This is a genomic window from Amycolatopsis sp. NPDC058340, from assembly GCF_042723975.1.
GTDB lineage: Bacteria > Actinomycetota > Actinomycetes > Mycobacteriales > Pseudonocardiaceae > Amycolatopsis.
The window spans coordinates 288,448-307,950 of record NZ_JBHXIB010000003.1; the positions used below are offsets into that span (position 1 = coordinate 288,448).

Genomic DNA, 19,503 nt, shown 5'->3' on the forward strand with positions numbered 1-19,503 from the left:
GAGCTAGATCCACGCCTCAGTGTCTCAGGTGCCGATGATCTCAGCCAGTTCACCAGCCGCGTTCGCGCCATTCCGCGAGCTTCGGACGCTCCGCGCCCAGCGTCGAGTCGTCCCCATGTCCCGGGTAGAACCAAGTCTCATCCGGCAGCTCGCCGAAGATCCGCGTCTCGACATCGTCGATCAACGAAGCGAAGTCCGAAGGCGAGCCGGTCTTCCCGACTCCGCCCGGGAACAGCGAGTCGCCGGTGAACAGATGCGGATGCCCGTTCGGGTCGCGGTACAGCAGGGCGATGGAGCCGGGGGTGTGGCCGCGCAGGTGGATCACCTCGAGGGTGATTTGCCCGACCTTGATCGTGTCGCCGTGTTCGACGAGGAAGTCCGGCGGGATCGGCAGCGGCTCGGCGTCCAGCGGGTGGGCGGCGGTGTTCGAGCCGTTCGCGCCGGCGACGGCGCCGAGGGCCTGCCAGTGGTCCTGGTGCTGGTGGGTGGTCACGACGGTCCTCAGCGCGGGCCTGTCGGGGCCGTGGCCGATGAGGTCGGAGATCCGTTCCGGGTCGTTCGCGGCGTCGATCAGCAGCGCCTCGTTCTCCGCGCGGCAGACGAGCAGATACGCGTTGTTGTCCATCGGGCCGACCGACAGCTTCGTGATGGTGAGCGCGTCCAGGGTGCGACGGGTGGCGTCGCCGCCTGGGTCGACATGCCCGGTGTAGGTCTCGACGATGTTCACACCGCACACGGTAGTCGTTCGCCTGCAATCGGTTCCACCCGCACAGGCGGCGCACAGGTGCACGACGTAGGCTCGCGTCGCCCCGCCAGCCGAACCACAGGACGCTCGTGCCCGACGCCTCGCCGCGCACCCCGCGCAAGATCAGCTGGGACGTCCTTCGCGTTGTCGCCGTCTTCGCGGTCATGCTCGGGCACGTCACCCATCAGGGGGCGCTTCTGCATCCGGAACTGGTGGGGTACCCCTTTCGGGTAACGGCTCAGTTCGGTGCGGCCATCCTTTTGGTGATCTCCGCCTTCTTCGTCTGCGCCAGCCTGCGGAAGGGGCGACCCGGGCGGTGGCTGTGGAGCCGCGCCGCGCGGCTGGTGCCCGCGTACCTGGTGGCGGTGATCGTCACCTACGTCGTCGCCCGGTACGCGACGATCCGGTTCAGCGGCCTGTCGTTCCCGCCCGGTCTGTCCGGGTTCCTGTTCGGAATTCCCCAAGGCCCGCCGACCGATCCGTCGCCCTGGTACATCCCCACCGGCGCCGATCTGCTCGGCAACCTGGGCATGGTCCAGGAATGGGGCTGGCGGTACGAACTCTTCTACTACCTCGACGGCGCCTACTGGACACTGCCGGTCCAGCTCATCGCCTTCACCGCCGCGGCCCTGCTGTGGCCGCGGCGGTGGCGTACCCACCGGCTCACGGTCGCGCTGCTCTGGGCGCTGATCCTGGTCCCGTTGTTCCTCCGGTTCGTCGTGTTCGACCCGGTTTCCACGCCGAAGCTCGCGGAGACCTTCTATTACGGCCTCGGCCTGCACCGCGTGCACGTCTTCGCCATCGGCATCGCGATCTGGCTGTGGTCGAAACGACGGCTGGCGCACTGGCATCTCGCGCTGTTCGTGTTCGCCGCGTGCGCCGCGCAGGACCTGCAGGTCTTCCCGTTCCACCACGCCCTGCCGAACGATCCGGAGCGCTGGCCGTCGGCCGCCGGGTTCGCGATCATGTTGCTGCTGGTGTGCCTGGCCGCGCGCGGGCCCGACTGGCGGTTCCCCGGACTCGCCAGGATCGCCCCGGCTGTCACCTGGCTCGCGGGCATCTCGTATGGTCTTTATCTGGTGCACCAGGAACTCGGTTACATCCTGGCCCGTGCCCTGCTGAACGTCGGCGTCCCCGGCTGGCTGCGGCTCCCCATCGTGCTGGCCGCCGCCGTCCTCGGGGGCTGGGCGATCACCGCTGGCGTGGAACGGCCGGTCCACCGGTGGCTCACCGCTCGCCGGGATCGACGCGATAAGCCTGGAAAACCGCAGGTCAAGGACTCGGAACCAGTTTCTGTCGGTGGTGCCTCGTAGCATGGAAGCGGCCGCCCGTGCAGCTCTCGACCGGGCCGGCGACCGCAGCTGAGAATGAAACCTGAAGGGACCCTGGCGTGGCTGATCGCCTCGTTGTTCGCGGCGCCCGCGAGCACAACCTCCGCGGTGTGGATCTCGACCTGCCCCGCGACAGCCTGATCGTGTTCACCGGTCTGTCCGGGTCCGGGAAGTCGAGCCTCGCCTTCGACACCATCTTCGCCGAAGGGCAGCGCCGCTACGTCGAGTCGCTGTCGGCGTACGCGCGCCAGTTCCTCGGCCAGATGGACAAGCCGGACGTCGACTTCATCGAGGGCCTCTCGCCCGCGGTGTCGATCGACCAGAAGTCCACGTCGCGCAACCCGCGTTCGACGGTCGGCACCATCACCGAGGTCTACGACTACCTGCGCCTGCTCTACGCCCGCGCCGGCAAGGCGCACTGCCCGCAGTGCGGCGAGGCGATCAGCAAGCAGACCCCGCAGCAGATCGTCGACCAGGTGCTCGCGATGGAGGAGGGCACCCGCTTCCAGGTGCTCGCGCCGGTGGTGCGCGGGCGCAAGGGCGAGTACCTCGACCTCTTCGAGAACCTGCAGCAGCAGGGCTACGCACGTGTCGTGGTCGACGGGACGATCCACCCGCTGACCGACCCGCCGAAGCTGAAGAAGCAGGAAAAGCACCAGATCGCCGTCATCATCGACAGGCTTTCGGTGAAGACGAGCTCGCGGCAGCGCCTCACCGACTCGGTCGAGACGGCGCTCCGGCTGGCCGACGGCCTGATCGAGCTGGAGTTCGTCGACCTGCCGGAGAACGATCCGCATCGCGTGCGCGGTTTCTCCGAGAACCTGGCTTGCCCCAACGGCCACCCGCTGGCGATCGAAGACCTCGAGCCGCGATCGTTCTCCTTCAACGCGCCCTACGGCGCCTGCCCCGACTGCACCGGTATCGGCGTCCGCAAGGAGGTCGACCCGGAACTCGTGGTCCCGGACGACGAGATGTCCCTCGGCGAGGGCGCCATCGCGCCCTGGGCCGGCGGCCAGAGCGCGGACTACTTCATCCGCCTGCTCGAATCACTGTCGGAGACCATCGGCTTCCGCATGGACACGCCGTGGCGCAAGCTGCCGGCGAAGGTGCAGAAGGCCGTCCTGCACGGCGTCGACGAGCAGGTCCACGTCCGCTACAAGAACCGCTACGGCCGTCAGCGTTCGTACTACGCGAGCTTCGAGGGTGTCATCCCGTTCCTCGAGCGGCGCCAGGAGCAGACGGAGTCCGAGTACATGCGCGAGCGGTACGAGGGCTACATGCGCGAGGTGCCGTGCCCGGCCTGTCAGGGCACGCGGCTCAAGCCGGAGATCCTCGCCGTCACCCTGGAGCACAAGACCCAGGGCGACCGGTCGATCGCCGAGGTCTGCGCCCTCTCGATCGCCGAGGCGTCGCAGTTCCTCGACGAGCTGGAGCTGGGCAAGCGCGAGCAGGTGATCGCCGGCGCGGTGCTCAAGGAGATCCAGGCGCGGCTGCGCTTCCTCCTCGACGTCGGCCTCAACTACCTCTCGCTCGACCGCGCCTCCGGGACGCTGTCCGGTGGCGAGGCGCAGCGCATCCGGCTCGCCACCCAGATCGGTTCCGGTCTGGTCGGCGTGCTGTACGTGCTGGACGAGCCGTCGATCGGGTTGCACCAGCGGGACAATCACCGCTTGATCGAGACGCTGGTCCGCCTGCGGGATCTGGGCAACACGCTGATCGTCGTCGAGCACGACGAGGACACCATCCGTTCCAGCGACTGGGTGGTCGACATCGGCCCCGGCGCCGGTGAGCACGGTGGCCACATCGTCCACAGTGGACCGTACAAGAAGATCCTGCGGAACAAGGACTCGATCACCGGCGCGTACCTGTCCGGCCGCACCAAGATCGAGGTCCCGGCGATCCGGCGCCCGATCGACAAGAAGCGTCAGCTGACCGTCGTCGGCGCGCGGGAGCACAACCTGCGCGGGCTCGACGTGTCGTTCCCGCTCGGCTGCCTCGTGTCGGTCACGGGTGTCTCGGGTTCCGGGAAGTCGACGCTGGTCAACGACATCCTCGCGACTGTGCTGGCGAACAAGCTCAACGGAGCGCGTCAGGTCCCGGGCCGTCACACCCGCGTGAACGGGCTGGCGAACGTGGACAAGCTGGTCCGCGTCGACCAGTCGCCGATCGGCCGCACCCCGCGGTCCAACCCGGCGACGTACACCGGCGTCTGGGACCACGTGCGCAAGCTGTTCGCCGCGACCACCGAGGCGAAGGTGCGCGGCTACCAGCAGGGCCGGTTCTCGTTCAACGTCAAGGGCGGCCGGTGCGAGGCCTGCGCCGGTGACGGCACGATCAAGATCGAGATGAACTTCCTGCCCGACGTGTACGTCCCGTGCGAGGTCTGCAAGGGCGACCGATACAACCGCGAGACCCTCGAGGTGCACTACAAGGGCAAGACCGTCTCCGACGTGCTGAACATGCCGATCGAAGAGGCGGCCGAGTTCTTCGAGCCGATCAAGGCGATCCACCGGCACCTGGCCACGCTCGTCGACGTCGGCCTCGGCTACGTGCGGCTCGGGCAGCCGGCGCCGACCCTGTCCGGCGGTGAGGCGCAGCGCGTCAAGCTCGCCAGCGAACTGCAGAAGCGGTCCACCGGCAAGACGGTCTACATCCTCGACGAGCCGACCACCGGTCTGCACTTCGAGGACATCAGCAAGCTGATCGGCGTGATCAACGGGCTGGTGGACAAGGGCAACACGGTGATCGTCATCGAGCACAACCTCGACGTCATCAAGACCTCGGACTGGATCATCGACATGGGCCCCGAGGGCGGTTCCGGTGGTGGCACCGTGATCGCGGAGGGCACGCCGGAGCACGTCGCTTCGGTGGAAGAGAGCTACACCGGTCAGTTCCTCAAGACCGTTCTCGCTTAGGGGCTCGTGAGTGGCAAGGACGGTTCTAACCGTCCTTGCCACTCACGAGGTCCAGAACGTGCGAAGCGGGCCCGTAGTAGAAGGCGCGCAGCCGATACGAGGCGCCCTCTTCGCCCGGCATGGTGGCGAGCCCGGCCGACGTCGTCCCCGGATCGGCGACCTCGATCGGCACGAACCCGTCCGTGCCGGGTTTCTTGATCTCCACCAGGAAGCCGTCCTCGTCGCTGGAGCGATCGGCCCAGCTGAACCGCACCATCTCCTCCGGCGCGGGCTCGGCCCGGAACGACGCCGGGGCGGCCGATCGATCGCCCGACCGCAGCGGCACGGCGGGTCCGGAAGCGGCGGGAGTCGCGGGGCCGGACACCGTCACGGCGTCCGAAGCGGCACCGTAGAACGGCCGGATCCGGTAGTAGAACCGCGTTTCCGGGATCAGGTCCGGATGCCGGAAGGTCGTCTGCCGAGGCGGCACGAACTGCAGGATCGTGTACTCGCCGTGCGGATCGGTGGTGTACTCGACGATCCTGCCCGCGGCGGCCGGATCGTCGTCGGGCCAGCTCAGGTCGACGTTCACCGGATCCGTCAGCGTCGCGGTGAAGCCGGGCTCCTCGCCGCAGCCCGACACGAAAGCGACCGCCAGCAGCACGGCCGCGAGTTTCCTTGGCACGCCGAGACCCTCCCGGGAATCAGGCGGCGGCGGAATCCGGAGGCGCCAGCATACGAGCGCGTCCGGTGATCGACAAGCCCCCGGTTGAACCGCGTCCCCCCGCCGTCCGTGTGGGAGGCAAGAGGAGGCGGCCATGGAGAACCGAGGAGAGGCCGGTGCCGATGCACAGTTCGATCGCGGCGGGCGCCGAACGATCCACTCTGCCCCTGCGGGTTGCAGTACTGTCCTCGCCGACCCAGAAGACCGTCGGGAGGACGCGAGTGGCGATCGGAGGCTGGCGGCCGAAAAAGGCCAAAGGCGAGGACTTGGTCCGGCACTTGTACGCCGAACACGGGCGAAGCCTGCTGGCGTACGCGACAAGGCTGACCGGGGACCGCGCGGCCGCGGAGGACGTCGTGCAGGAGACCTTGGTCCGGGCCTGGAAACACGCCGAAGACCTGGAGAACGACGCGAAGGGATCGGTGCGGGGCTGGCTGCTCACGGTCGCTCGGAACATCATCACCGACCGCGCGCGGGCCAGGGCGGCGCGGCCACCGGAAGTGGCGGAGCCTGCCGAAGGCGTGCCCACCCCGGCGGTGGAGCGGGACCACGCGCAGGGCGTCGTGGACTCGATGGCCGTGCTCGGGGCGATGGACGGCCTGTCCACGGAACATCGTGAGGTACTGGTGGAGATCTACTACCGGGGCCGGACGGTGGCCGAAGCGGCGAGGTCGCTGGGCGTGGCCCCGGGTACCGTTAAGTCGAGATCCTATTACGCGTTACGGGCGCTCAGAGCCGTGATGTCCGGACCCGGGAAGGAGGTAGCGCGATGAGTGCGGTGGGACACGACCAGGGCCAGCTCGCCGCCTACGTCCTCGGCGGGCTGACGCCGGCGGAAGCGGCCACGTTCGAGACGCATCTGGCGAATTGCCCGACGTGCCGTCGTGAGGTGCGTGAGCTGTCGGAGCTGCGCCACCACCTCGACGAGGTGCCCCCGGAGGCGTTCCTCGAAGGACCGCCCGACGGGGGAGATCTGCTCCTGCAGCGCACGTTGCGTCAGGTCCGCGAAGAAGAGGGGAACCAGGAGCGCAAACCGCGGCGGATCCTCGCCGTCGCCGGTGCCGCCGTACTGGTCGTGGTGGCGCTCGGCGCGGGTGTCCTGGTCGGACGGCAGACGTCGCCCGAACCGTCGACGGTGGCCTTGCCGGTGCCGACGGCGACCGCCCCGGTGCCCGGCACCCGCGACCTCGCGGCGACCAACCGGGACACGGGTGTGCAGCTGGCGGTCCGGGTGACCCCGGCCGCGGGCTGGGTGCGCCTGCACGCGAAGGCGACAGGCGTCCGCGAAGGCGAGAAGTGCGCGCTCATCGTGGTGACCAAGAGCGGAGAGCGGGTCAACGCCGGCAGCTGGCTCGTTTCGGAGAAGGGGCAGCGTGAGGGCACCGGCGTCGACGGTTCCGCGTTGGTCGCTCCGAACGACGTGGCCTCGGTCGACGTCGTGACGATGGACGGCCGGAACCTGGTGTCGGCGCAGGTATGACGGGTTCGCTCACGGGTCGCGGAGGCGGTTGGTACCGCTTCCGCGACACGTGGGTGCTGCCCGCCTCGCCCAAGGCGGTTTTCGACGCGGTCGTCGACTTGGCCGCGTATCCGTTGTGGTGGCGGGACGTCCGTTCGGTCAGCCGGGTCGACGAGGACACCGCCGAACTCGTCTGCCGCTCCAGGCTGCCGTACGCGCTGACCGTCCGGATGCACCGTGACCGTCAGGACGAGCGTGAGGGCAGGCTGCGAGTGCTGCTCAGCGGTGACCTCGAAGGGACGCTGGCCGGTGCGCTGGTCGCGGTGGGGAACGGCACGAGACTGGAGATCACGCAGGAGGTCGAGGCACGGAAACCGTTGCTGCGCAAGCTCGATCGTGTCGCGCGGCCGGTCTTCCGGATCAACCACGCGCTCATGATGCGACGCGGGCAACACGGATTACGGGGGTATTTGGGGGCCACGGCGGGTTAGGCTCCCGCCATGCGTGTCGCCACCGTGCAGCCGTTCACCGTCCCCGCCGGCCTCGCCGCGAACATCACCGAACACGCCAGGCTCCTCCGCATCGCGGACGCCGATCTCTGCGTCTTCCCCGAACTCTCCCTGACCGGTTTGGAATTCGAGGCGCTCGCCGCCGATCCGGGGCTCTGGCTGACGTCGGACGATCGGCGCCTCGAACCGCTTCGGGAGGCTTGCCGGGCTAGCGCGGTCCACGCCGTCGTCGGACTGCCGCTGGTGGAGGACGGCCACCGGTACATCGGTTCCCTCGTCCTCGGTCCCGACGGGGAAACCGTTGCCACCTATGCGAAAAGGAACCTCCACGACAGCGAGGAAGAGCTCTTCGAACCGGGTGCGCGGCAGGTGATCGTCGAGGTCGGCGGCAGGCGCCTCGGTCTGGCGATCTGTCTCGACGCCGCGAACCCGGACCACGCGCGGGAACTCGCCGAGGCGGGCGCCGAGGTGTACGTCCTCAGCGCGCTCTTCAGTGAGGGCCAGGAACAGCGGCTGCTCGACCAGGTCGGCGTCGCGGCCGGACACGGGATGTGGGTGGTGCTTTCCCAGTACTCCGGCAAGACCGGCGGCATGGCCGCGTTCGGCGGCAGCGGGGTCTGGAAACCCGGAGGCGCCGCCGAGGTGCGTCTCGGCGGCGAAGTCTCCGAGTGGGCTTACGCGACGATCGCCTCTTGAACCTTCCGCGCGCGAAGGAGCACTGTCGCGGCGAAGACGGCGAGAGCGAGCAGCCCGGCGCTCAACGCGTACGCGGCCCGATAGCCGCTGGCGAGCGCTTCGGGCATCGCGGCTCCTTCGGCCAGCAGTGATCCGGTGCGCGAAGCGGCGGTGGTCGCGAGGACGGCGGTCCCGATCGCCGCGCCGATCTGCTGCGTGGTGTTGATCAGCCCGGAGGCGACCCCGGCGTCGGCGGGCGCGACGTCGGACATCGCCTGTCCCATGAGCGCCGGCATCGCCGCGCCGAACCCGACGCCCATCAGCACGAGCGCGGGCAGGACGTCCGTCGCGTAGTCGCCGTCGGCCTGGACGGTGGCGAGGAACCCGAGCGCCAGCGCGACCAGCGAGAGCCCGCCGACGAGGACCGTTCGCGCTCCGAAGCGGTGGTTCAACCGCTCGGCGAAGACCAGCGACATCACCGCGATCGAGAGCGGGGCGGGCAGGAAGGCGAACCCGGTGCTCAGCGCGTCGAGCCGGAGCACGCGCTGCAGGTAGAGCGCGGTGATGAACTGGAAACCGAACAGCCCGGCGACCATCAGGACCATCACCGTGTTCGCCCCGGACACCGCGCGGAGGCGGAAGATCCGCAGCGGCAGCAACGGTCGGCGTGCCTTCGCCTGCCGGAGCACGAATCCGGCGAGCAGGAGCAGCGACACCGCGAGCAGGCCGAGCGTGCGGGCGTCGGCCCAGGTGTACTCCTCGGCCTTGACGATGGTGTAGATCAGCAGCATCAGGCCACCGGTGACCAGCCCGGCGCCGGTCACGTCGGTGCCGCCGCGCAAGCCGGGGCCTCGATCGTCCGCGAGCAGCCGGACGGCCAGCGCCAGCGCGATCGCGCCGATCGGCAGGTTGACGAAGAACGTCCAGTGCCAGTCGAGCAGCTGGGTGAGCGTTCCGCCCGCGATGAGCCCGATCGACGATCCGGCGGCCTGGGTGAAGCTGTAGACACCGATGGCCTTCGCCCGCGCCCGCGGTTCCGGGTAGAGCGTGGTGATCATGCCGAGCACGACGGCCGACGCCAGCGCGCCACCGGCGCCCTGCAGGAAACGGAACCCGATGAGCTGCGCCTGGTCCTGCGCGATTCCGCAGAGCAGCGAGGCGAGCGTGAACAGGCCGAGCCCGGCGAGGAAGACTCGTTTCCGGCCGATCAGGTCGCCCAGCCTGCCGGACAACAGGAGCAGCCCGGCGAACGCGATCAGGTAGGCGTTGACCACCCAGGCCAGTGTCGAGGGGGTGAAGCCGAGGTCGTTCTGGATCGCGGGCAGCGCGACGGCGACGATCGAGCCGTCGAGGACGACCATCAGGGAAACGGCGCAAAGGACGGCGAGGGCGAAAGCGCGCATGGTGTTCCTTCGAGATATCCCCAGGTGATGCCTTGGTGCATCACTTGTAACAGCGCCCATCTTGTGTGACTCTGTTCCTCGCCGGAAGGAGGCACTTTCATGTCCCAGGGGAACACCGATGTGACCGCGCAGGCCAGGGTCGTCGATCCCGAAAAACTCGAGGTGTGCACCGTGCTCGAGGTGATCAACCGGATCAGCGGCAAGTGGGCTATCGGCATCCTGCTGGAGGCCACGCGCGGCCCCGTGCGGTTCACCGAGCTGGAGCGCTCGGTGGAGGGGATCAGCAGGCGGATGCTCACCCTGACGTTGCGGAATCTCGAACGCGACGGCCTGCTCGTGCGCACCGTGTACCCGACGGTGCCGCCGAAGGTGGAGTACGAGGCCACGCCGATGGCGAAGGAACTCTATGCGTCGCTGAGCGGCCTGCTGAGCTGGGCCGAGCGCCACCGTGACTCGATCGCCGCGTCCCGTGTCGTCTACGACGAGAAGGTCAGCGCCTGACGTCCGCCGCGTGCACGGCGCGCTGGACGTGCGAGCACAGCATGGCGAAGTACATCTTGTGGAATGGCAGGTCCGTGCTGTTCTTCGCGGACCAGCTTTCCCAGAGACCGCCCGGTCGCAGATAGCGTGACGTGTACGCGGTCGTGAGATCGGCGTCGATGTGGTGCAGGGCCGCGAGCGCCCATTCCTGGTCGTAGCGCAGGTCCGGCCGCGCGAGGTACTGGTCCAAATAGGACACGAGGATTTCGGCGTCGGCGATCGTGCCGAACCGGGCGAGCGCGAAACAGTAGCCCTGCCCGGCGAAGACCAGGCCGCTTTCCAGGAGCAGTTCCCGGATGCGGCCTCGCCACGCGGTGCGGCGGTCGACGCCGATCAGCCAGGCCGCGGTGATCCGTGGCCGCCAGTCCGCCGCGAGCAGTTCGCCCAGTTCGTCGTCGGTGATCGTCCGCGCGTCCTCGACGAGGTCTCGCAGGAAGGCCTCGCGTTCGGGGTCGCTCATCATCCCGGCGAAGTTGCCGTGCAGCAGCTTCGAGTACCGCGAGACCACGTAACGGTCGATGGCGTCCGGCATGCCGCTCAGCTTCCCAGAAAAGAAGGAACCGCGGTGCGAGGACGGGGGACCCTCGCACCGCGGTTCCGGTTCGCCGCCGGGCGCTACGCGTGCGCCACGGTCTTCTCCCTGTCGCCGTCGGGATCCCGCGAAGTGTCGGGATGGTCGTCGATCAGGGTGGCTTCGTCGAACGGGGCCTGGCCGCTGAAGACCCGGTTGGCCTGGTCCCGGTCGAACTCCTTGGTCCAGGTCCCGACCAGGACGGTCGCGACGGCGTTGCCCGCGAAGTTGGTCAGGGCGCGGGCCTCGGACATGAACCGGTCGATGCCGAGGATGAACCCGACGCCGTCGACCAGTTCCGGCCGGTGCGACTGGAGACCGCCCGCGAGGGTGGCGATCCCGGCGCCGCTCACGCCCGCCGCGCCCTTCGACGCGATGATCATGAACAGCAGCAAGGAGATCTGCTCGCCCACGCCCAGCGGCTGGTCCTGCGCGCTGGCGATGAACAGCGTCGCCATCGTCAGGTAGATGGCCGTGCCGTCGAGGTTGAACGAGTACCCGGTGGGCACGGTGATGCCGACGACCGGTTTGGACACCCCGAGGTGCTCCATCTTCGCGATCAGCCGCGGCAGGGCCGACTCGGACGACGACGTCGACAGGATGAGCAGGAATTCGCGGCCGAGGTAGCGCAGCAACGTGAAGATGTTGATCCGCGCGCCGATCCACAGGACCGAGCCGAGCACGCCGAACACGAACACCAGGCAGGTCAGGTAGAAGCCGATCATGATGACGGCGAGACTGCGCAGCGCGCCCCAGCCGGTTTCGCCGACCACCGCGGCGATCGCGCCGAACGCGCCGACCGGGGCGGCCCACATGATCATGGCGAGGATGCGGAAGACGAGCCGCTGGATGTGCTCGATGCCGCGCCGGATCGGCTCGCCCTTGGTGCCCAGCTTCTGCACGGCGAAGCCGGCGAGGAGCGCGACCAGGAGTGTCTGCAGCACCTGGCCTTCGGTGAAGGCGGAACCGAAGCTGGTCGGGATGATGCCCATCAGGAAGTCGACGGTGCCTTCGCCGCCTTCGGCCTGCGAGTGCGCCTTCGCGGCGGCGGCGGGGTCGAGGTGCAGACCCTCACCCGGGTGCAGGAGGTTGCCCACGACGAGGCCGATCGCGAGCGCGAACGTCGACATCATCAGGAAGTAGCCGAGTGACAGCAACCCGACCTTGCCGACCTTCGCGGCCTTCGCCACCGATCCGATGCCGAGCACGATGGTGCAGAAGATGATGGGGGAGATCATCATCTTGATCAGGTTGACGAAGCCCGTGCCGAGCGGCTTGAGCTCCTTGGCCAGACCCGGTGCGGCGAACCCGACGATGACGCCGAGGACCACCGCCGCGATCACGGCCAGGTACAGGTAGTGCATCTTGTCGCGGCGTCGTGGCGCCGCTTCCGGCGTTGTAGGCACCTTTGCCTCCAGCTCAGGGGGTGTCCGTGGGATTGCCGGTCACTATCACCCGGGCTGGTGAGCTGGGTCACGGTTGTGTTCATTGAGTTCGCACGAGTGGTTTCCGGGGAATTCCGGCCGGGCGGGCCGCGGGCCCCGGTGCCGGTGTGCTGGTATGGGCGGGTGCCCTCGACGACGCGGATCCGGACCAGACGCGGCAGTCTCGCCCGTCAGCTGCTGATTCTGCAGCTCGTGGTGCTTTTCGTGCTCGTCGCGGCCGGGGTGACGTTCGCGTACCTCGATTCGGTCAGGGCCACCGAGGACCGGGCGCGGGACAAGGTGACCGCGGTTGCCGAAGCGGTGGCGGACGCCCCCGGGGTGCTGGCCGCACTGTCCACATCGGAGCCGACCCGGACACTGCAGCCGTTCGCGCAGAGTGTCCGCGCGGACACGGACGTGGATTTCGTGACCATCATGGACAAGAACGGCATCCGCTACACACATCCGAATCCGGCGCTGATCGGGCAGCCGTTCATCGGCAATATCGGTGAGGCACAGCGCGGCGGCAAGGTCGTGGAGACCTATGCCGGTTCGCTCGGCCCGTCCGAACGTGTCGTGGTCCCGGTACGCGGCGCCGCCGGGCAGGTCGTCGCGCTGGTTTCGGTCGGTATCACGGTCGAAGCGATCGACGCGGAACTGCGGGAACGCCTGTGGCCGCTGATCGGGGTCGCGACGGCGGTGCTGGTGGTCGGCGGGATCGGCAGCTATCTGGTCAGCGCCCGGCTCCGGCGGCAGACCAGGGGGATCGCGCCGGAGGAACTGAGCAACCTGTTCGAGTACCACGAAGCCGTCCTGCATTCCGTGCGCGAGGGGCTGCTGCTCGTCGGCGGGGACGGGCGAGTGGTGCTGTGCAACGACGGAGCACGGGCGCTGCTGGGCGTCACCGAGGACGCCGTCGGCCGCGAACTGTCCGCATTGGACATTCCCGAAGATCTCGTCGAAGCGTTCACCTCGGGCGAGGAGCGCACCGACGAGCTGCATCTCACCGAGGCCAGGGTGCTCGTCGTCAGCACGTCGCCGGTGCGCTCGCGCGGGAAGGCGATGGGCACCGTGGTGATCCTGCGTGACCACACGGAACTCCAGGCGCTGACCGGCGAGCTGACCACGGTGCGCGGACTGGCCGAGGCGTTGCGGTCGCAGGCGCACGAAGCGGCGAACCGGCTCCACACCGTCGTTTCACTGGTCGAGATCGGCCGCCCCGAACAAGCCGTCGAGTTCGCGACCGAAGAACTCGCGCTGGCGCAGGAACTCACCGACCGCGTGGTCGGCGCGGTCGCCGAACCGGTGCTCGCGGCGCTCCTGTTGGGCAAGGCGGCGGAGGCGAGCGAGCGCGGCGTCGAGTTCACGATCACGCCCGACACCGTCATGGAGGACGCGGACACCGGCGTCCCGCCGCGAGATCTGGTGACCATCCTCGGCAACCTGATCGACAACGGCATCGACGCGGCCGCGGGCAACGCCGGCCACGGCGGGCGGCCAGGGGTCGAGGTCACGGTCCGGGCGGACGCCGACGGGTTGCTCCTGCGGGTCGCCGACACCGGGCCGGGCGTCGAGGACGTCGAAGAGGTCTTCCGGCGAGGGTGGTCCACCAAACCGGAGGACGGGCACGGGCTCGGGCTGGCGCTGGTGGGTCAGGCGGTGCGGCGGCACAGTGGGACGATCGACGTCGGCCGCGACGAGGGCGCGGTGTTCACCGTTCGTCTGCCGCCGAAGGAGTCCGCGCGATGATCAAGGTGCTGGTCGTCGAGGACGAGCCGGTGGCCGCCGACGCGCATCGGGTGTACGTCGAGCGGATGCCCGGCTTCACCGTGGCCGGGGTCGTGCACTCCGGCGGCGACGCCCTGCGGTTCTGTGAACGCGAACCGGTCGACCTGGTACTGCTGGACTTCTATCTCCCGGACACACACGGCCTGGCCGTCTGCCGGTCGCTGCGCGCGGCCGGACTCCCGATCGACGTCATCGCCGTGACCTCGGCGCGGGATCTGGCGCTGGTGAAGGCCGCCGTGTCGGTCGGCGTGGTGCAGTACCTGCTGAAACCGTTCACCTTCGCCTCGCTTCGGGAGAAGTTGGAGCGCTACGCCGAATTCCACGGCGCTTCGGGTGAGGTCACCGGACAGGCCGAGATCGACCGCGCGCTCGGCACCCTGCGCACCACCGAGCGGCAGGCACTGCCGAAGGGGATGAGCGGGCAGACGCTGGAGGCGATCACCGAAGTCCTCGCCTCGGCCGCCGACGGCCTCTCCGCCGGGGCGGCCGCCACCGCGATCGGCGCTTCCCGCGTCACCGCGCGCCGCTACCTCGAATACCTCGCCGACAACGGCCTCGCCCAGCGCGAACCCCGCTACGGCCAGGTCGGCCGTCCCGAAGTCTGGTACAAGCCGAAAACCGTATAACGACCTATACGGTCGGTCGGTGTCGACCATCGTCGTATGCGGACATGCGCATGTCAATAGGTCGAAAGTGTTGGTAAATCACCAGCCGTCTGACGCTACGAAAGTCGGTGCCGGGGCGCGGCCGGGGCTCCTAAATTCACGGACCATTCCGTTGTCCTCACAAGGAGTGGGTCCATGGCAAGGAAGTTCTTCGTCTCGGCGTCCGTGAGCTTGGCGCTGCTGGCCGTCCCGGTCACCGCGGGCCAGGCCACGGCGGCGGTCCAGCCTGCTCAGAAGGCCGCGGCGGCGACCACGGTCTACTACGACGCCTCGGGAGCGCCCAGCTTCCGGGCCGCCATCCAGGCCGGCGTGGCGAACTGGAACAACTCGGTGTCGAACGTGAAGCTGCAGGAGAGCTCGTCGGGCGCCACCCTGCGCTACACCGAGGGCAACGACCCCTCGGGTTCGTACGCCGAGACCGACGGCCACGGCCGCGGCACCATCTTCATCGACTACACGCAGGCGAAGCAGTACGACCAGACGCGGATCGCCGCGCACGAGACCGGCCACGCGCTCGGGCTGCCGGACAACTACCAGGGCCCGTGCTCCGAGCTGATGTCCGGCGGCGGCCCCGGCCCGTCCTGCACCAACGCGACGCCGAACGCCCAGGAGATCTCGCGGGTGAACTCGCTGTGGGCCAACGGCCTGCTGTCGAACGGCACCATCCAGCGCATCTACAACTGACGCTTCGGGTCGCCTCGTGAGTGGTAAGGGCGGTTAGAACCGTCCTTACCACTCACGAGAATTCGTAGGCGCCGGCATCGACCGCCGCGCCGGAGTACACGGGATTGCCGTCGACGTCGCGGTCGTCGTACTTCGTGGTGCCGAGGTCGATCGCCGGGCTGCCCGCCCGCAGGATCAGGTTCGTGGCCGAGGTGAACCTCGGATCCGCGACCTTGTCCGTCGCGCCCGCGGTGAACTGCCGGAGCCCGCCGAAGTACACGTTGTGGTCGGTCGCGGTGAAGGTCGCGTCCGCGTAGCCGACCTTGTACGCGGCCTGGACGATGTTTTGCGTCATCGTCAGCATCCGGTTCGTGCAGCCGCCGTAGCAGACGAAACCCTCCGCCTCGGCGTTCGGGAGCGCCAGCGAGTTGTTGCGGAACACCGTGCCGAGCACCGGCCCGTTGCCGTCCTCGGCGCCGCGCGTGATGATCCCGCCGCGTGTCTTGGCGCCGAAGACCGCGTTGTACTCGAAGACGTTGCCGGTCGAGACGCCGTCGGGGTCCTTCGCGTCCGTGCCGAGCTCGGTGAAGGTCTCGTTGTCCTCGGAGATGTTGTGGTGGATGACGTTCCGGGAGCCGTAGAAGATCTCGACCGCGGCGCCGTCGAGTCCGCCGAAGTCGTCGGCCTTCGCGATCGAACCGCTGATCCGGTTCCAGCCGATGTCGGAGTCGTTGCCCTGGACCAGCACGGCGAACGCGCCGGAGTCGTCGTTGCCGCCCGGCGTCACCACGGTCATGTGGTTGTTGTCGACGAGGTCGTTCTGCGTGACCTCGGTGCCGTCGGCCGACGGCGCGATGTACACGCCGGCGCCGGCACCGGTGATCAGGTTCGACAGCACCTTGTTGCGATCGCCGGACACCTTCACGCCGGCCCACGAACAGCGTCCCGCGTCGGCGGCGACGCCGATCTGCAGGTCCTTCACCACGTTGTCGTCGCCTGGAAGGTCGACACATGCTTCGGCATTGCCCTTGACGATCGGCCGCGCGCCGGTGCCGTACGCGCCGATCGTGACGCCCGACCCCTTGACCGTGAGGCCGCCGGACCAGTTCCCGCCGCGACGCAGCAGGACGGTGTCGCCCGCCGCGAACGTCGTCGCGGAGACCTTCGCCAGTGACTTCCACGGAGCCTGCTGAGAAGTGCCGCTCGCGGTGTCGCTGCCGGAGACCTGATCGACGTAGTACGTCTTCGAAGCGGCTTCGGCCGTCGTGAACCCGGTGCACGCGACAGCGGTGAGCACGGCCACGGAAAGCAGTTTCCAGGACATGCCGCGGACCGTAACCACCTGCCGCACAAGGGTCGTACAAAGACCCCGGCGGCTTTAGCATGATCGGATGCGTCGGGCGTCGCGGATTCTCGTACCGGCCGCGCTGCTGTTCAGCGCCATGGTGGCGAGCAGCGGGGTCGCGTCCGCACCGCCACCGCCGGTGATTCCCGCCGCCGGGCTGAACGAGCTTTGGAACGACTACGGCGATCAGGGCGGGCACTGGACCGGCGGGGATCGCACGGTGTCGGTCCCGCTGCCGGACGGCCGCACGGCGTGGCTGTTCTCGGACACGTTCCTCGGCACGGTGAACCCCGACCACAGCCGCCCTCGGGACAGTCCCATCGCGCGCAACACCCTGGTCGTCCAGCGGCCCGACGGCACGCTGGGGGAGACGCTGCACGGCGGTACGGCCGACGACCCGAAGGCGCTGATCGGTCTCGCGGGTTCGGGCGAGCACTACTGGGTCGGCGACGGCGTCGTCGAGGGTGACGTCCTGCGGGTGCTCTACAACCGATACCGCACGACGGGCCCGGGCGGCCTCGACTTCCGGATCACCGGGACGTCGCTGGCCACGTTCCGTCTGCCCGACCTGACGCCGTCCGAGCTGCTGGTGATTCCGGTGAGCGCGAAGGTCGCGTGGGGATCGGAGCTGCTCGAAGACGGCGGTCACACCTATGTCTACGGTGCCGAACAAGGCCATCTGAGGCTCGCCAGGGTGCCAGCCGGGGGCCTTCGCGGACCTTGGCAGTTCTGGACCGGCGCCGGTTGGTCGTTCCGCGAGGAGGACTCGGTCCGGATGCTGTCCGGTGTCGGAACGGCGTTTTCGGTGAACCGTGTCGGCGGCGAGTACGTGCTGATCACCATGGACACCAGCCCCGGCTTCAGCCCGGTGATGCTCGCCTACACCGCGAGTACGCCGACCGGCCCGTTCCGGGATCCTGTCGTGCTCCACCGGGCACCCGAAGCCAGTGACCGGCGCATCGTCTACGACGCGACGGCGCATCCGCACCTGAGCCGTCCCGGGAAGCTCACGGTGTCGTACAACGTGAACAGCCTGGATCACGCCGACAACATCGCGGACGCGCGGATCTACCGGCCGCGGTTCGTCGAGGTCGACTGGCCCCCTCAGCCGATCTGGCCTCGTGAGTGGCAAGGACGGTTCTAACCGTCATCGCCACTCACGAGGTTTGGCAGCACCGCACTCGCGTGCTGGAAGGCGTAACTCGCGTGATCAACGGCGGAACACCGAGTCCCGCCTCCAATCACGCGAGTTACGCCCTCCATCACGCCGCGCTTGTGTTCCCAGTCCGTGAAGGCCTCCTTGAGGGACCCAGAGTCCCTCAAGGAGGCCTTCACGGACTTCACAGTCACGCGTTCACCGCTGCCGAGGCCGCCCGGGGACACCCGGCCGCGTCTGCCAGGGATGCGGCCCGTCGAGCGGCCGGTATTCGACGCCCAGCGCGTCCAGCCGGGGCAGGTGGTGGTCCCGCAACCGCGGCAGGAACTCCGCGTAATCCCGTCCGTCCGGGTCGCTCCACGCCACCTCGGCGAAAGCGCACAGGCGCGGGAAAGCGACGTAGTCCACCCGCCGCACGGTGTCGAGATGCTCCGACCACACCTGCGCCTGCGCGCCGAGGATCGCCTTCCCCTCGGGGTAGTCGGCGGGCACCGGCTCGTAGCCGTAGAAGCTCTCCAACGTGCTCAGGTACCCGACCGGGATCGGTTCGTCGGGATGGTCGGACTGCCGGTGGTCCAGGTACACGTGGTCCTCCGGGCACATGACGACGTCGTGCCCGGCGGCCGCCGCGCGGGCACCGGCCGCCTCGCTCTGCCACGAGCCGATGACCATCGGCGGCAGATCGCCCGCTTCGAGCACCTCGTCCCAGCCGAGCGGACGACGTCCCCGGGCGACGAGGTGCTGCGCGATCTCGCGGACGAACCGGCCGTGCTCCTCGGTCGCGCCAGGCACCTCGTCGCCGCCGAGCGCGATGACCTCGGACGGGAAGATGTCCAGCACGTGGTCGAAGACGCGTTTGAAGAAGTCCACAGTGGACTTCTCGGTGTTCAACAGCGACGTGCTGATACCCCAGCTCGTCCAGACCTCCCACGGCTCGGCGGTCTCCGGCCCGAGTTCGGGATAGGCGGCGATCGCGGCCCTGGCGTGGCCGGGGATGTCGACCTCCGGGACGACCGTCACCGAACGCGCGGCGGCGTACGCGACGATCTCACGGAGGTCGTCGGCCGAGTAGAACCCGCCGTGCGGCCGTCCGTCGCGTTCCGGTCCGTCGTGCCGTCCGACCATCGACGACTTCCGCCAGCCGCCGACCTCGGTCAGCCTGGGGAACTCGGGGATCTCGATCCGCCAGCCCTGGTCGTCGGTCAGATGCAGGTTGAGCACGTTGAGCTTGTGCGCGGCGATCAGGTCGACGAACCGCAGCACCTCGGCCTTGGTGCGGAAATGCCTCGCCACGTCGAGCAAACAACCGCGCCAGCCGAACCGCGGGTGGTCGGTCACGACACCGCACGGGATCGTCGCCTGTCCACTGTGGATCGGCGCGGCCCGGAAGGCGTCCGGCCCGATGAGCTGCCGGAGCGTCTGGCGGCCGTAGAACTCTCCTGCCTGGTCGGCCGCGTGCAGGGTCACGCCGGACGGGTCGATCTCCAGCCGGTAGCCCTCGGCGGGCAACGCGGTGTCCCGTCGAACGTCCACTTCGGACGGTGCGGGACAGGTTCCCGGCAAGGGTTCCACCGAGACGGGCCGGGGGAGCAGAGTTTCGAAGCCAGGCAT

18 protein-coding genes are annotated in these 19,503 nt (G+C 68.8%); 11 read left to right on the forward strand and 7 right to left on the reverse strand.

Going from position 1 to position 19,503, the window contains the following annotated elements; all coding sequences use genetic code 11:
- Window positions 1–49: 49 nt before the first annotated feature.
- Complete coding sequence (locus ACFWIW_RS06415) at window positions 50–727, reverse strand: MBL fold metallo-hydrolase (RefSeq protein WP_378367459.1); 678 nt, start codon at window positions 725–727, stop codon at window positions 50–52.
- Between the two features lie 107 nt (window positions 728–834).
- On the opposite strand from ACFWIW_RS06415, the gene ACFWIW_RS06420 reads away from it, so the two are divergent.
- Together ACFWIW_RS06420 and uvrA are read left to right on the forward strand one after the other, a co-directional pair.
- On the forward strand, window positions 835–2,058 hold the full coding sequence (locus ACFWIW_RS06420; RefSeq protein ID WP_378367460.1) for an acyltransferase family protein: 1,224 nt from the start codon (window positions 835–837) through the stop codon (window positions 2,056–2,058).
- A 77-nt stretch (window positions 2,059–2,135) separates the two neighbouring features.
- On the forward strand, window positions 2,136–4,991 hold the full coding sequence (uvrA, locus tag ACFWIW_RS06425) for an excinuclease ABC subunit UvrA (RefSeq protein WP_240593178.1): 2,856 nt from the start codon (window positions 2,136–2,138) through the stop codon (window positions 4,989–4,991).
- 25 nt (window positions 4,992–5,016) lie between these two features.
- Here the strand turns inward: uvrA and ACFWIW_RS06430 are convergent, their stop codons facing one another.
- Window positions 5,017–5,655: a fibronectin type III domain-containing protein gene (locus ACFWIW_RS06430; RefSeq protein ID WP_378367461.1), complete on the reverse strand. Its 639-nt coding sequence runs from the start codon at window positions 5,653–5,655 to the stop codon at window positions 5,017–5,019.
- 260 nt (window positions 5,656–5,915) lie between these two features.
- Between ACFWIW_RS06430 and ACFWIW_RS06435 the strand changes: the two genes are divergently transcribed.
- Genes ACFWIW_RS06435 through ACFWIW_RS06450 form a run of 4 tightly spaced genes read left to right on the forward strand, consistent with a single transcriptional unit; the run spans window position 5,916 to window position 8,358 of the window.
- The gene (locus ACFWIW_RS06435; protein ID WP_378367505.1) at window positions 5,916–6,467 is read left to right on the forward strand and encodes a sigma-70 family RNA polymerase sigma factor; all 552 of its coding nucleotides are present in this window, start codon (window positions 5,916–5,918) and stop codon (window positions 6,465–6,467) included.
- Complete coding sequence (locus ACFWIW_RS06440) at window positions 6,464–7,174, forward strand: anti-sigma factor family protein (protein WP_378367462.1); 711 nt, start codon at window positions 6,464–6,466, stop codon at window positions 7,172–7,174. The genes ACFWIW_RS06435 and ACFWIW_RS06440 overlap by 4 nt, the downstream gene beginning before the upstream one ends.
- The gene (locus ACFWIW_RS06445; protein ID WP_378367463.1) at window positions 7,171–7,644 is read left to right on the forward strand and encodes an SRPBCC family protein; all 474 of its coding nucleotides are present in this window, start codon (window positions 7,171–7,173) and stop codon (window positions 7,642–7,644) included. The genes ACFWIW_RS06440 and ACFWIW_RS06445 overlap by 4 nt, the downstream gene beginning before the upstream one ends.
- Before the next feature lie 9 nt (window positions 7,645–7,653).
- On the forward strand, window positions 7,654–8,358 hold the full coding sequence (locus ACFWIW_RS06450; protein ID WP_378367464.1) for a carbon-nitrogen hydrolase family protein: 705 nt from the start codon (window positions 7,654–7,656) through the stop codon (window positions 8,356–8,358).
- Here ACFWIW_RS06450 and ACFWIW_RS06455 read toward each other — a convergent pair.
- Window positions 8,337–9,740 carry an MFS transporter gene (locus ACFWIW_RS06455; RefSeq protein ID WP_378367465.1) on the reverse strand — a complete coding sequence of 468 codons (1,404 nt, stop codon included), beginning with the start codon at window positions 9,738–9,740 and terminating at the stop codon, window positions 8,337–8,339. The genes ACFWIW_RS06450 and ACFWIW_RS06455 overlap by 22 nt on opposite strands.
- Before the next feature lie 99 nt (window positions 9,741–9,839).
- Between ACFWIW_RS06455 and ACFWIW_RS06460 the strand changes: the two genes are divergently transcribed.
- Window positions 9,840–10,241 (forward strand): helix-turn-helix domain-containing protein, encoded by a 402-nt coding sequence (locus ACFWIW_RS06460; protein WP_240593172.1) that lies wholly within the window; start codon window positions 9,840–9,842, stop codon window positions 10,239–10,241.
- On the opposite strand, the gene ACFWIW_RS06465 is transcribed toward ACFWIW_RS06460, so the two are convergent.
- Together ACFWIW_RS06465 and ACFWIW_RS06470 are read right to left on the reverse strand one after the other, a co-directional pair.
- Window positions 10,231–10,812 (reverse strand): DUF6000 family protein, encoded by a 582-nt coding sequence (locus ACFWIW_RS06465; RefSeq protein WP_378367466.1) that lies wholly within the window; start codon window positions 10,810–10,812, stop codon window positions 10,231–10,233. The genes ACFWIW_RS06460 and ACFWIW_RS06465 overlap by 11 nt on opposite strands.
- Before the next feature lie 83 nt (window positions 10,813–10,895).
- Window positions 10,896–12,215 carry a cation:dicarboxylate symporter family transporter gene (locus ACFWIW_RS06470; protein WP_378367506.1) on the reverse strand — a complete coding sequence of 440 codons (1,320 nt, stop codon included), beginning with the start codon at window positions 12,213–12,215 and terminating at the stop codon, window positions 10,896–10,898.
- A 204-nt stretch (window positions 12,216–12,419) separates the two neighbouring features.
- Here ACFWIW_RS06470 and ACFWIW_RS06475 point away from each other — a divergent pair, with 204 nt between their 5' ends.
- From ACFWIW_RS06475 to ACFWIW_RS06485, 3 genes are all read left to right on the forward strand, one after another.
- The gene (locus tag ACFWIW_RS06475; protein ID WP_378367467.1) at window positions 12,420–14,024 is read left to right on the forward strand and encodes an ATP-binding protein; all 1,605 of its coding nucleotides are present in this window, start codon (window positions 12,420–12,422) and stop codon (window positions 14,022–14,024) included.
- A complete protein-coding gene (locus ACFWIW_RS06480) occupies window positions 14,021–14,689 on the forward strand; it encodes a response regulator (RefSeq protein WP_037345590.1) in 669 nt (222 codons plus the stop codon). Before ACFWIW_RS06475 ends, ACFWIW_RS06480 begins: the two co-directional genes overlap by 4 nt.
- A gap of 174 nt (window positions 14,690–14,863) precedes the next feature.
- The gene (locus tag ACFWIW_RS06485; protein WP_378367468.1) at window positions 14,864–15,412 is read left to right on the forward strand and encodes a snapalysin family zinc-dependent metalloprotease; all 549 of its coding nucleotides are present in this window, start codon (window positions 14,864–14,866) and stop codon (window positions 15,410–15,412) included.
- Between the two features lie 52 nt (window positions 15,413–15,464).
- On the opposite strand, the gene ACFWIW_RS06490 is transcribed toward ACFWIW_RS06485, so the two are convergent.
- Complete coding sequence (locus ACFWIW_RS06490) at window positions 15,465–16,715, reverse strand: choice-of-anchor Q domain-containing protein (protein WP_378367469.1); 1,251 nt, start codon at window positions 16,713–16,715, stop codon at window positions 15,465–15,467.
- 67 nt (window positions 16,716–16,782) lie between these two features.
- On the opposite strand from ACFWIW_RS06490, the gene ACFWIW_RS06495 reads away from it, so the two are divergent.
- Window positions 16,783–17,880: a DUF5005 domain-containing protein gene (locus tag ACFWIW_RS06495; RefSeq protein WP_378367470.1), complete on the forward strand. Its 1,098-nt coding sequence runs from the start codon at window positions 16,783–16,785 to the stop codon at window positions 17,878–17,880.
- Between the two features lie 210 nt (window positions 17,881–18,090).
- On the opposite strand, the gene ACFWIW_RS06500 is transcribed toward ACFWIW_RS06495, so the two are convergent.
- Window positions 18,091–19,503 (reverse strand): beta-N-acetylhexosaminidase, encoded by a 1,413-nt coding sequence (locus ACFWIW_RS06500; RefSeq protein ID WP_378367471.1) that lies wholly within the window; start codon window positions 19,501–19,503, stop codon window positions 18,091–18,093.